This is a genomic window from Streptomyces sp. CC0208, assembly GCF_003443735.1.
Taxonomy (GTDB): Bacteria; Actinomycetota; Actinomycetes; order Streptomycetales; family Streptomycetaceae; genus Streptomyces; species Streptomyces sviceus.
On the sequence record NZ_CP031969.1, the window covers coordinates 5,153,989 to 5,166,165 of the forward strand.

10 protein-coding genes are annotated in these 12,177 nt (G+C 71.0%); 7 read left to right on the forward strand and 3 right to left on the reverse strand.

Annotation, left to right across the window (positions count from 1 at the left end; translation table 11 throughout):
• The gene (locus D1369_RS23745) at window positions 1–477 is read right to left on the reverse strand and encodes a GNAT family N-acetyltransferase (RefSeq protein ID WP_037900431.1); all 477 of its coding nucleotides are present in this window, start codon (window positions 475–477) and stop codon (window positions 1–3) included.
• Window positions 478–506: 29 nt separating this feature from the next.
• On the opposite strand from D1369_RS23745, the gene D1369_RS23750 reads away from it, so the two are divergent.
• On the forward strand, window positions 507–1,310 hold the full coding sequence (locus D1369_RS23750; RefSeq protein WP_037900428.1) for an exodeoxyribonuclease III: 804 nt from the start codon (window positions 507–509) through the stop codon (window positions 1,308–1,310).
• Here D1369_RS23750 and D1369_RS23755 read toward each other — a convergent pair.
• Window positions 1,307–1,954 (reverse strand): MerR family transcriptional regulator, encoded by a 648-nt coding sequence (locus D1369_RS23755; protein ID WP_007382656.1) that lies wholly within the window; start codon window positions 1,952–1,954, stop codon window positions 1,307–1,309. The genes D1369_RS23750 and D1369_RS23755 overlap by 4 nt on opposite strands.
• Window positions 1,955–2,104: 150 nt before the next feature.
• Between D1369_RS23755 and D1369_RS23760 the strand changes: the two genes are divergently transcribed.
• From D1369_RS23760 to D1369_RS23775, 4 genes are all read left to right on the forward strand, one after another.
• Window positions 2,105–3,601 (forward strand): NAD(P)/FAD-dependent oxidoreductase, encoded by a 1,497-nt coding sequence (locus tag D1369_RS23760; RefSeq protein WP_037900426.1) that lies wholly within the window; start codon window positions 2,105–2,107, stop codon window positions 3,599–3,601.
• A complete protein-coding gene (locus D1369_RS23765; protein ID WP_007382654.1) occupies window positions 3,598–4,515 on the forward strand; it encodes an alpha/beta hydrolase in 918 nt (305 codons plus the stop codon). The genes D1369_RS23760 and D1369_RS23765 overlap by 4 nt, the downstream gene beginning before the upstream one ends.
• Window positions 4,512–5,396 (forward strand): SDR family oxidoreductase, encoded by an 885-nt coding sequence (locus D1369_RS23770; protein ID WP_007382653.1) that lies wholly within the window; start codon window positions 4,512–4,514, stop codon window positions 5,394–5,396. The genes D1369_RS23765 and D1369_RS23770 overlap by 4 nt, the downstream gene beginning before the upstream one ends.
• A gap of 88 nt (window positions 5,397–5,484) precedes the next feature.
• Window positions 5,485–5,670 (forward strand): hypothetical protein, encoded by a 186-nt coding sequence (locus tag D1369_RS23775; RefSeq protein ID WP_007382652.1) that lies wholly within the window; start codon window positions 5,485–5,487, stop codon window positions 5,668–5,670.
• Between the two features lie 132 nt (window positions 5,671–5,802).
• On the opposite strand, the gene D1369_RS23780 is transcribed toward D1369_RS23775, so the two are convergent.
• A complete protein-coding gene (locus D1369_RS23780) occupies window positions 5,803–9,012 on the reverse strand; it encodes a S41 family peptidase (RefSeq protein WP_007382651.1) in 3,210 nt (1,069 codons plus the stop codon).
• A 185-nt stretch (window positions 9,013–9,197) separates the two neighbouring features.
• On the opposite strand from D1369_RS23780, the gene D1369_RS23785 reads away from it, so the two are divergent.
• Entirely contained in the window at window positions 9,198–9,803 is a 606-nt protein-coding gene (locus D1369_RS23785; protein WP_007382650.1) for a TetR/AcrR family transcriptional regulator, read from the forward strand.
• 112 nt (window positions 9,804–9,915) lie between these two features.
• Window positions 9,916–12,165: an MMPL family transporter gene (locus D1369_RS23790; protein ID WP_007382649.1), complete on the forward strand. Its 2,250-nt coding sequence runs from the start codon at window positions 9,916–9,918 to the stop codon at window positions 12,163–12,165.
• Window positions 12,166–12,177 lie beyond the last annotated feature (12 nt).

Here is a 12,177-nt window from a genome sequence, read left to right on the forward strand (position 1 = left end):
TCACAGCGCCTTCGCGAAGCAGCGGCTGTCCTCGTGGAAGCGGTAGTAGCCGAACTTCACGCAGGGCTCGTAGCCGCTGGACGTGTACAGGGCGATGGCCTCCGGCTGCTTGATGCCGGTCTCCAGGACCATGCGGCTGCGGCCGGCCGCGCGGGCGTGGTCCTCCAGGGCGGTGAGGATGCGGCGGGCGAGACCCCGGCCGCGCATCTGCTCGATCACGTACATGCGCTTGAGCTCGGCGTCGCCGTCCAGGTTGCCCTCGCCGTTGGCGTTCTGGGCGCGCCAGCCGCCCGTCGCGACGGGGCTGTCCCTTTCGTCGTACGCGATCAGATACACGCCGTTCGGGTGCTCGAAGTCCGCGGGGGCCAGCTCGGTGGCGTCGCCGCCGTCGCCGTAGCGGACCTGATACTCGGCCTGGACCTGGTCGTTCAGCTTCACGGCGTCGGGGTGGTCGAAGGGGACACGGCGGATCATCATGCCCTCCAGTGTGCCGGTATCGTGCCGGGGTGCTCACTGTGACCTCCGCCAATGTGAACGGACTGCGCGCCGCCGCGAAGAAGGGCTTCGTGGAGTGGCTCGCGGAGACCTCCGCCGACGTGCTCTGCCTCCAGGAGGTGCGCGCCGAGCCGCAGCAGCTGCCCGAGAGCGTCAGGGCTCCCGAGGGCTGGCACGTGGTGCACGCGCCCGCCGCCGCCAAGGGCCGCGCCGGCGTCTCCCTCTACACCCGCCGCGAGCCCGACCGGGTGCGGATCGGCTTCGGCTCGGCCGAGTTCGACACCAGCGGGCGCTACGTCGAGGCCGACCTGCCCGGTGTCACCGTCGCCTCCCTCTACCTGCCCTCCGGTGAGGTCGGCACCGAGCGGCAGGACGAGAAGGTCCGCTTCATGGACGAGTTCCTCGTCCACCTCAAGGACCTGCGGACCCGCGCCGCCGCCGACGGCCGCGAAGTCGTCGTCTGCGGCGACTGGAACATCGCCCACCAGCAGGCCGACCTCAAGAACTGGCGCGCCAACCAGAAGAGCTCCGGCTTCCTGCCGGAGGAGCGGGCGTGGCTGAGCCGCGTGCTGGAGCCCACCGACGGCGGGTACGTCGACGTCGTACGGTCGCTGCACCCGGACGTGGAGGGGCCGTACTCGTGGTGGTCGTACCGGGGGCGGGCTTTCGACAATGACAGCGGTTGGCGCATCGACTACCACGTCTCCACGCCGGGGCTCGCCAGCAAGGCGGTGAAGGGGTTCGTGGAGCGCGCCGCGACGCACGCCGAGCGCTGGTCGGACCACGCGCCGGTGACCGTGGTCTACGACCTCTAGACCTGCGGTTTCCGCAACCGCCGGTCCAGCGCCAGCGACAGTTCCGCCTCCACCACGCTCCGCGCCAGCGGGCGCAGGCGGTGGAGGTCGTCCTCGCTCGCGTGGCGCAGGACCAGTTCGGCGAACATCTCGGCCAGGGCGTCGACGTGTTCGCGGACCTGTTTGCCGGCGGTGAGGACCTCGGCGAGGGGGATGCCCTCGCGGACCAGGGTGGAGGAGACGTCCAGGAGGCGGCGGCTGATGTGGACGATCTCGTCGCCGTCGGTGCCGAGGTAGCCGAGGTCCAGCGCGGCGGCGAGGTTCTCGGGGGTGACCTCGCCCTCGAAGCGGGCGGCGAGTTCCTCGGGGGTGAGGCGGACCGGTTCCTCCTCCGTGGGAGGTGTCACGCCGAGGACGTCGGCGACGTCGCGGCCGTGGTCGAGGGCTTCCGCCAGTTCCGCGATGCCGGTGAGGGTGTGGCCGCGCTCCAGGAGTGTCGCGATCGTGCGCAGACGGGCCAGGTGGTGGTCGCCGTACCAGGCGATGCGGCCCTCGCGGCGCGGGGGCGGGATGAGTTTGCGTTCGCGGTAGAAGCGCAGGGTGCGCACTGTGATGCCGGCCAGGCGGGCCAGTTCCTCCATGCGGTATTCGCGCTTGTCCGTCACGCCCGCAGCCTATGTTGTACCGCCGGTACCCGCGGCGGCAGCCGCTGATGTAAACGTCCCTCTCCCGCCCCCTACCCATCGGTACGCAGCTGCTCTACCCTCCCATTGCGCCAGTGTTCACTGGCAGAGTCGGGCAGGGAAGGCATCGGCATGGCCGAACACGAGCATGTGCGGGTGGCGGTGGTCGGGTCCGGGTTCGGGGGGCTGGGCGCCGCCGTACGGCTGCGGCGGGAGGGCGTCACCGACTTCGTCGTGCTGGAGCGGGCCGACAGTGTGGGCGGTACCTGGCGGGACAACAGCTATCCGGGGTGCGCGTGCGATGTGCCGTCCCATTTGTATTCGTTCTCCTTCGCTCCCCATCCCGACTGGCCGCGCACCTTCTCCGGGCAGGAGCACATCCGCGCCTACCTGGAGCATGTGACGGACGTCTTCCGGCTGCGCCCGCACATCCGCCTCAACTCCGAGGTGCGGCGGATGACCTGGGACAGCGAGAAGCTGCGGTGGGACATCGAGACCGCGAGCGGCTCGCTCTCGGCCGACCTCGTCGTCTCCGCCACCGGGCCGCTGTCCGATCCGAAGATCCCCGACATCCCGGGGCTGGACTCCTTCCCCGGCAAGGTCTTCCACTCCGCCCGCTGGGACCACGACTACGACCTGCGCGGCAAGCGGGTCGCCATGGTGGGCACGGGCGCCTCGGCCATCCAGATCGTGCCGGCCGTCCAGCCCCTCGCCCGCAACGTCACCCTGTTCCAGCGCACTCCGCCCTGGGTGATGCCCCGCATGGACCGGGCGATCAGCGGCGCCGAGCGCTGGCTGCACCGCCAGCTGCCCTTCACCGCCCAGGTGAGGCGCGGACTGCTGTGGGGGATCAGGGAGTTGCAGGTCCAGGCGTTCGCCAAGCGTCCCAACGAGCTGGGCGCCGTGGAGCAGTTGGCCAAGCGGAACATGGCCCGCGCCATCAAGGACCCGGCACTGCGCGCCAAGCTCACCCCCGACTACCGCATCGGCTGCAAGCGGATCCTGCTGAGCAGCACGTACTACCCGGCGCTCGCCCAGCCCAACGTCGACGTGGTCGCGAGCGGGCTCAGCCGTGTCGAGGGGTCGACCCTCGTCGCCGCCGACGGCACCAAGGCGCAGGTTGACGCGATCGTCTTCGGTACGGGCTTCCATGTCACCGACATGCCGATCGCCGACCGGGTCGTCGGCGCGGACGGGCGGACGCTCGCCGAGGCGTGGAAGGGCGGGATGGAGGCGCTGCGGGGTGCCTCCGCGGCCGGTTTCCCCAACTGGATGTCCGTCATCGGGCCCAACACCGGCCTCGGGAACTCCTCGATGATCCTCATGATCGAGTCCCAGCTGAACTACCTGGCCGACTTCGTACGGCAGCTCGACGTCCTCGGGGGGCGTGCGGCCCTCGACGCGCGTCCCGCCGCCGTGGCGGCCTGGAACCACCGGGTGCAGGAGCGCATGAAGCGCACGGTGTGGAACACCGGCGGCTGCACCAGCTGGTACCTGGACGCGAACGGCCGCAACAGCACGATCTGGCCCGGTACGACGACCGAGTTCCGGCGGGCGACCCGGCGGGTGGACCTCGCCGAGTACGAGGTGCTGCGGGTGCCGGCGCACGCGGAGGTGAGCGCCGTATGAGCCGCCTGACGCATGTCCTCTCCGGTCCGTACGCCCCGCCCGCCCCGGTGCGTGAACTGACCGTTCTCTGCGCCGACGGCGCCCGCCTGCACGTGGAGGTGCACGGCCCCGAGGGCGCGCCCCCTGTCGTGCTCGCCCACGGCTGGACCTGTTCCACCGCGTTCTGGGCCGCCCAGATCCGTGAACTCGCCGTGGACCACCGGGTCGTCGCGTACGACCAGCGCGGTCACGGACGCAGTCCGGCGAGTCCGGCGTGCAGTGCGGACGGGCTCGCCGACGACCTCGAAGCCGTGCTGGAGGCGACCCTCGGGCCGGGCGAGAAGGCGGTGATCGCCGGTCACTCCATGGGCGGGATGACGGTGATGGCGGCGGCGGAGCGCCCGGGGTTCCGGGAGCACGCGGCGGCCGTCCTGCTGTGCAGCACCGGTTCGTCGCGGCTGGTGGCCGAGTCGACCCTGGTACCGATCCGGGCCGGACGGCTGCGCACCTGGCTGACCCGGCGCGTCCTCGGGGCGCGGGCACCGCTCGGGCCGGTCACGCCGCTGGCCCTGCGGATCCTCAAGTACGGGACGATGGGCCCCGGTTCGGCCCCGCACATGGTGGAGGCGTGCGCGCGGATCGTGCACGCCTGTCCGCGCAAGGTGCGCTACGCCTGGTCGCAGGTCCTCGATCTGCTCGATCTGGATCACGGGGTACGGCAGCTCACCGTGCCGACGGCCGTCGTCGTCGGTACGGCCGACCGGCTCACCCCGCCCGTGCACGCACACCAGTTGGCCGCCGCGCTGCCGAACTGCCTCGGGGTGACCGAACTTCCCGGCCTCGGCCATATGACACCGGTCGAGGCGCCCGAGCTGGTCAGCGCGCGGATCCGGGAACTCGTCAGCACGTACGTCCAGGTCAAGGAGGGCGCATGAGCAGGGTCGGACTCGAAGGACAGGTCGCTGTCGTCACCGGAGCCGCGCGGGGCGTCGGGGAGTTGCTCGCCCGCAAGCTGTCCGCGCGCGGGGCGAAGGTCGCGCTGGTCGGCCTGGAGCCGGACGCGCTCAAGCAGCTCTCCGGGCGGCTGCACGGCGACAGCGACCACTGGTACGCCGACGTCACCGACCATGCGGCGATGGCCCGGGTCGCGCAGGAGGTCAAGGCGCGGTTCGGGAAGGTCGACATCGTGGTCGCCAACGCCGGGGTCGCGACCGGCGGCCCCTTCGTGGACTCCGATCCGGAGGCGTGGCGGCGGGTGATCGAGGTCAATCTCATCGGATCGGCCGTCACCGCGCGGGCGTTCCTGCCGGTACTGATGGAGAGCCGCGGGTATCTGCTGCAGATCGCCTCCCTCGCCGCGATCACCCCGGCGCCGATGATGACGGCGTACTGCGCCTCCAAGTCCGGTGTGGAGGCGTTCGCGCACAGTCTGCGGGCCGAGGTCGGCCACCGGGGCGTGCGGGTCGGGGTCGGGTATCTGTCGTGGACCGACACCGACATGGTGCGGGGCGCCGACCAGGACGCGGTCATGCGCGAGCTCAGGCAGCGGCTGCCGTGGCCGGCGAACAAGACGTATCCGCTGGGGCCGGCCGTCGAGCGGATCGTGGCCGGGATCGAGCGGCGGTCGAGCCATGTGTACGGGCAGGGATGGCTGCGCGGGATGCAGGGGATGCGCGGGTACCTGCCGGGGCTCATCGGGACCGTCGGACAGCGGGAGATGCGGCGGTTCGGACAGCGGTTGGAGGGACTGCGGATCGGACTCGTCGGCGCAGGTGGGGCGGCGGACGAGGAGGCTCGCGCTACGCACCGTAACTGATCGAAATGCGTTCTTTGTCCGGGCGTGTGAATCTGGTCGAGGCCCCGGCCAGGGGCTCTTCCCCTCACCCCCACGGGAGTGAACCCACATGGGTATGAAGGACCAGTTCCAGGACAAGTCCGAGCAGTGGCAGCAGCAGGCCAAGCAGAAGGCCCAGGAGGGCCGGGAGCGGGGTCGCCGCGGCGAGCAGGACAGTGAGCGCATGCGTGACGAGGAGGCCGAGCGGCTCCAGCGCGAGGAGCAGGAGCGGCTGGACCCCGACTACGACATGTAGTCACTGCTTGAAGTGTGGGGTGTCCTCTGTTGGTTGGAGGGCGCCCCACACTTGTCGTTGTTCGGCTGCCGGCCGGTGGGGGTTCTCGCGCAGTTCCCCGCGCCCCTGAAAAGCAAAACCCCCGCGGCCCTCTCAAGACCTCGGCGGCAACTTCGGCCTCGACCTGTCCGGTACGTCCCGGTAGTCCGGCGGTGTTGCAGGGGGGTTGGTTTCCAGGAGGTCCAGCGCCAGCGTGACCGCGTCGTCGAGTTGGGCGTGCCGGCCCTCCGCCCAGTCCAGGGGGGTGCGCAGGATCTCCAGGTCCGGGGTGACGCCCTGGTTCTCGATCGACCAGCCGTACGCGTCGAACCAGGCCGCGTTCATGGGAACCGTGATCACCGTGCCGTCCCCGAGCTGGTGGCGGCCGGTCATGCCGACCACTCCGCCCCAGGTGCGCTGGCCCACCACCGGGCCGAGCCCGAGGAGTTTGAAGGCCGCCGTGATCATGTCGCCGTCGGAGGAGGTCGCCTCGTCGGCCAGGGCCACCACCGGCCCGCGCGGGGCGTTCGAGGCGTACGACACCGGCTGGGCGTTTCTCGTCAGGTCCCAGCCGAGGATCGTGCGGGTGAGTTTCTCCACGACCAGCTCGCTGATGTGGCCGCCCGCGTTGCCGCGTACGTCCACGATGAGCGCGGGGCGGGAGACCTCCATGCGCAGGTCACGGTTGAACTGGGCCCAGCCCGAGCCGCCCATGTCGGGGATGTGCAGATAGCCGCAGCGGCCACCGCTCAACTCCCTTACCACGGCCCGGCGTTTGGCCACCCAGTCCTGGTAGCGGAGCGGTCGCTCGTCGAGAAGCGGGACCACCGCCACCCGGCGGGAGCGGCCCTCGCCCTCGGCCGGGGTGAAGGTCAGCTCCACGGTCGTACCGCCCGCCGCCGCGAGCAGGGGGGAGGGGCCCGCGAGCTCGTCGACCGGGCGGCCGTCCACGTGGGTGAGGACGGCGCCCTCGCGGATGCCGGTGCCGGCCAGCGGGGAGCGGGCCTTGGAGTCCGAGGAGTCGCCGGGGAGGATGCGCCGGACGGTCCAACCGCCTTCCCTGAGGACGAAGTTGGCGCCCAGCAGGCCCTGGCGGCGCTGGTAGTGCGGGGGTCCCTCGTTGCGGCGGGCGGCGGTGACGTAGGCGTGGGAGGTGCCCAGTTCGCCGAGGACCTCGCGCAGGAGGTCGGCGAACTCGTCGGGGGAGGCGACCCGTTCGAGCAGCGGGCGGTACTGGTCGAGGACCGCGTCCCAGTCGATGCCGCACATCCCCGGCTCCCAGAAGTACGCCCGGATCAGCCGGCCCGCCTCCTCGTAGGCCTGGCGCCACTCGGCGGCCGGGTCGACCTCGTGGAGGATGCGGCGCAGGTCGATCCAGACGGTCGAGTCGCTGTCGCCGGACTCGGTGGCGGGGGTGGCGCGCAGGTCGCCCTCGTCCACGAGGACCAGCCGGGAGCCGTCGCCGCTGACCGCGAACCAGTCGAGGTGCTCGACGAGTTCGGTCTTCTTCGCCTTGCCGATGGCGAAGTGTTCGAGGGTGGGGCGCTCGGAGGTGTCGTCCGGGTTGACGAAGGTCTCGCCGAGGGCGCCCGAGATCGGCCAGCGCAGCCAGACCAGGCCGCCGCCCGAGACCGGGTGCAGCGCCGAGTACTTGGAGGCCGGGACCGGGAACGGGGTCACCCGGCTCTCCAGCCCTTCGAGTTCGACCGTCACGGCCCCGCCGTCGCCGCTCTCGTCCTCGACCGGGTCCAGCCCTCCGGCGGCCGGGCGGCCCTCCGGGTTCAGGGCGAAGGGGGAGGGGGTCGCCGAGGACAGGGGGACCAGGTAGGGCCGGCAGCCGAGCGGGAACGACAGGTCGCCGGTGTGGACGTCGTACACCGGGTCGAAGCCCCGCCAGGAGAGGAAGGCCAGGTAGCGGCCGTCCCGCGTGAAGACCGGGTTCTCGTCCTCGAAGCGGCCGTTCGTCACGTCCACGATCAGACGATCCTTGATGCGGGCCATCTTGATCTGGCGCAGGGAGCGGCCGATGCCGGGGTGCGACCACGTCAGCCAGGTGCCGTCCGGGGAGAAGGCGAGGTCCCGGACGGGGCCGTTGACGGAGCGGATCAGCTCGGTGACTTCCTCATCGGAGTCCTCCGTCGCGTCCAGGAGCAGCAGGCGTCCGTCGTGCGAGGCGATGGCCAGGCGTTCGCCCCTCGGGTCGGAGACCAGCTCCAGGACCCGGCCCAGCTCGCCCGAGGCCAGCCGTCGTGGCGCGCGGTCACCGGTCGCCCGTGGCAGGTACGCGATCTCGACCGCGTCCTCGCCCTCCGCGTCCGTCACATACGCGACCTGGCCGACGGAACCGAGCATCTCCGGGAGCCGGACCCGTACCCCCGGGGTGTCCGTGATCGTGCGCGCGGGGCCGTCCCGGTGGGTCAGCCAGTACAGGCTGCCGCGGACGACGACGGCGCTCGCGCGGCCCGTCTCGTCGACGGAGATGCCGTCCACGTGCTGGGCGGCGGGCACCTGGTACGGACGGCGTCCCGCGCGCGGCCCACTCAGCCGTACGTCGAGCTTGCGGGCCTCGGCCGAGAGGTCGTCGACGATCCACAGGTCGCCCCCGCACTGGTACACCACCCGGGTGCCGTCGCTGGAGGCGTGCCGGGCGTAGAAGGCGTCGTGGTCGGTGTGGCGGCGCAGGTCGGAGCCGTCCTGGGCGCAGGAGTAGAGGTTGCCGACGCCTTCGTGGTCGGAGAGGAAGGCGATGCGGTCGCCGACGAACATGGGGGAGTGGAGGTGGCCGCCGAGGCCTTCCAGCAACCGCTCGCCGTGCAGCCACAGGCGGCCCGTCGCGCCGCCCCGGTAGCGCTTCCAGGCGGCCGGTTCGTGCGGTGGGGTGCCGGTCAGCAGGAGGGTCTTGCGGTCGGCGACCTGGATGTCGGAGACCGGGCCCCAGGGGAGCTTGCGGCCGGGGGAGCCGTCGGTGGGCACTTTGTAGGCCCAGGTGAAGTACGAGAAGGGCTCGCCGTGGGAGGCGACGGCGAGGATGGTGCCCTGGGCGGACCAGCCGCAGACCTGGGTGTCCGCGGAGCCCCAGTAGGTGAGCCGGCGGCCCGGCCCGCCGTCCACGTCGGCCAGGTGGATCTCGGGCACGAGAGTGCGCCAGCTCGTGTACGCGATGTGGCGGCCGTCGGGCGAGAAGCGCGGGTGACCGACCTTGGTGCGGTCGACGGTCAGGCGCCAGGCGCGGCCGGGGCCGTCGAGAGTGGCCAGCCAGAGGTCGTCCTCGGCGACGAAGCACAACAGGTCGCCGCTCAGATGCGGAAGGCGCAGATAGCTCACCTCCCCATGCTTTTCCGGGGGATGGACCGGAGCAACTTGTGAAAAATCGACCGACGGTGACCTGTGACGGGCCTGCGGTGACCCACGACACGAACGAAACCGTTTCGTTTCGCTGAAGAATGCGCTACATTCGTGTCGTACGAAACGGTGTCGTTCGAAGTTCCGGAGCGGAAAGGGTGAGTGACATGACCGAGGTCTCGACCGCGCGTCGCAGCCGCATCACCCCCGAGCGTGAGGCCGAGCTGTACGAGGCCGTGCTCGAACTGCTCAGGGAGGTCGGCTACGACGCGGTCACCATGGACGCCGTCGCGGCGCGCACCCGTTCCAGCAAGGCCACGCTCTACCGCCAGTGGGGCGGCAAGGCCGAGCTGGTCGCGAGGGCGGTGCGGCACTCCAAGCCGGGCGGTATGGGTCTCGACGAGATCGACACCGGGTCGCTCCGGGGTGACCTGCACGCACTCACCATGCGCTCGGACGACTGCACGATGGAGCAGAACTCCGCGCTCATGCGAGGTCTGGCCATGGCCATCCACGGCAACCCGGACCTGCTGAAGGCGTTCCGGGAACATCTCATCGAGCCGGAGACGGCGGAGTTCCGCCGCCTGGTGCAGCGGGCGATCGACCGGGGCGAGGTCCGCGAGGACAACCCGGCGATCGATTTCATGATCCACATGATGATCGGCGGGTTCGCAGCCCGCACGATGATCGACGAGCTGCCGCCGACCCAGGCGTTCCTCCTTTCGTACATCGACGCCGTGGTCCTCCCCGCACTCGGCGTTCCCACCGCCTGACCCTCCCCAGCAAGCCCTCCCCAGCAAGCCCTCCACCTGACGTAACCGCTCACGTCGTCGGGCTGATCACCCCTGCCCTGAAGAACCACGACCTGACCGGGAGCACGCCTTCGTGGCCACTTTCCTCTACCGACTCGGCCGGCTCGCCTACCGGCGACGGCACTTCGTCGCCCTCATGTGGGTGGCCCTGCTGACGCTCGCGGGCGTCGGCGCGGTCAACGCGCCCGCCGCCGGATCGACCTCCTTCTCCATTCCGGGCACGGAGGCGCAGAAAGCCTTCGACCTGCTGGAACAGCGCTTCCCCGGGGCCAGCGCCGACGGCGCGACCGGGCGCATGGTCTTCAAGGCGCCCGGTGGCGAGAAGATGACGGACGCCGCCAACAAGGCGATCGTCGCGAAGACCGTCAAGGAGCTGAGCGACGGCTCCGAGGTCGTCTCCGTCACCGACCCGTTCACGACCCACGCGGTGAGCAAGGACGGCACGGTCGCCTACCTCTCGGTGAAGTACGACGCCCCCGCCGTCGGCCTCAAGGACGCGACCAGGGACGCCCTGGAAACCGCCGGTGACGGCGCCCGGGCCGCCGGCCTGACCGTCGACGTCGGAGGCGACGCGCTCCAGGCCAACCCCGACGCCGGGGGAGCCGGCGAGGCCGTCGGTCTCGCCATCGCCGCGGTCGTCCTGGTCATCACCCTGGGTTCGATGATCGCGGCCGGGCTGCCGCTGCTGACCGCGATCATCGGTGTCGGGATCGGCGTCTCCACCATCACCGTCCTCGCCAAGGCGCTCGACCTCGGTGACACCACGTCCACGCTCGCGGCGATGATCGGCCTCGCGGTCGGCATCGACTACGCGCTGTTCATCGTCTCCCGCTACCGCGCCGAACTGGCCGAGGGCCGCGACCGCGAGGAGGCGGTGGGCCGGGCCACCGGCACCGCCGGTTCCGCGGTCGTCTTCGCGGGCCTGACCGTCGTGATCGCACTGGCCGGTCTCTCGGTCGTCAACGTGCCGATGCTGACCAAGATGGGCCTCGCCGCGGCGGGCACGGTCGTGATCGCCGTCCTCATCGCGCTCACCATGATCCCGGCGCTGCTCGGATACGCGGGCCGGAAGGTGCGCCCGGCGGGCGAGAAGGGCAGGAAGCCGGCCGGGAAGGCCGCCGGTTCGGGGAAGGCCGCCGGTTCAGTGAAGCCGGTGGAGTCGGTGAAGCCGGCGAAGCCCAACCTGGGAACCCGCTGGGCGAGCTTCGTCATCCGTCGCCCGGCCGCCGTGCTGCTGCTCGGCGTGCTCGGCCTCGGCGCCGTCGCGCTCCCGGTCAGCCAGCTGGAGCTGGGCCTGCCCGACGACGGTTCGCAGCCGACGTCCACGACCCAGCGCCGCGCCTACGACCTCCTCTCAGAGGGCTTCGGACCCGGCTTCAACGGACCCCTGATGATCGTGGTCGACGCCAAGGACAGCGACGACCCGAAGGCCGCGGCCGCCACGGTGAGCGACGGGATCAAGGGCCTCAAGGACGTCGTCACGGTCACCCCGGCGACCTTCAACAAGGCCGGCGACACCGCGACCATCACGGTCGTCCCCGGCTCCAAGCCGTCCTCGACGCAGACCGAGGACCTGGTGCACGCCATCCGGGACGACGTCGCGTCCAAGGCGGACGCGGACGTCCTGGTCACCGGCACCACCGCCCTGAACATCGACTTCTCGCAGAAGCTGAGCGACGCGCTCATCCCGTACCTGGCCCTGGTCGTGGGCCTGGCCTTCCTGCTCCTGATCGTGGTCTTCCGTTCGATCCTCGTCCCGCTGAAGGCGGCCCTCGGCTTCCTGCTGTCGGTGCTCGCCGCGCTCGGTGCCGTGGTCGCGGTCTTCCAGTGGGGCTGGCTCGGCGGGCTGCTCGGTGTCGAGGAGACCGGCCCGATCATGTCGATGATGCCGATCTTCATGGTCGGCGTGGTCTTCGGCCTCGCGATGGACTACGAGGTGTTCCTCGTGACCCGGATGCGCGAGGCGTACGTCCACGGCGAGTCCCCGAGCCAGGCCATAGTCACCGGGTTCAAGCACAGCGCCCGGGTCGTGGTCGCCGCCGCGGTCATCATGATGGCCGTCTTCGGAGGGTTCATCAGCTCCGGTGAGTCGATGATCAAGATGATCGGCTTCGGCCTCGCGGTCGCCGTCTTCTTCGACGCGTTCGTCGTCCGCATGGCGATCGTCCCGGCGGTCCTCGCCCTCCTCGGCCGCCGCGCCTGGTGGCTGCCGAAGTGGCTGGACCGCGCGCTGCCCAACGTCGACGTCGAGGGCGAGGGACTGCGCACCCAGGCCGAGAAGGACACGGATCCGGACGAGGACCGGGAGCTGGTACGCGTCTGACGCACCCCGTGT

Excerpts from the sequence above, each read along its gene's own strand:
- D1369_RS23745 (WP_037900431.1), bottom strand. The coding sequence starts at position 477 with ATGATGATCCGCCGTGTCCCCTTCGACCACCCCGACGCCGTGAAGCTG.
- D1369_RS23760 (WP_037900426.1), top strand. The coding sequence starts at position 2,105 with ATGGCCGAACACGAGCATGTGCGGGTGGCGGTGGTCGGGTCCGGGTTC.
- D1369_RS23765 (WP_007382654.1), top strand. The coding sequence starts at position 3,598 with ATGAGCCGCCTGACGCATGTCCTCTCCGGTCCGTACGCCCCGCCCGCC.
- D1369_RS23770 (WP_007382653.1), top strand. The coding sequence starts at position 4,512 with ATGAGCAGGGTCGGACTCGAAGGACAGGTCGCTGTCGTCACCGGAGCC.
- D1369_RS23775 (WP_007382652.1), top strand. The coding sequence starts at position 5,485 with ATGGGTATGAAGGACCAGTTCCAGGACAAGTCCGAGCAGTGGCAGCAG.
- D1369_RS23785 (WP_007382650.1), top strand. The coding sequence starts at position 9,198 with ATGACCGAGGTCTCGACCGCGCGTCGCAGCCGCATCACCCCCGAGCGT.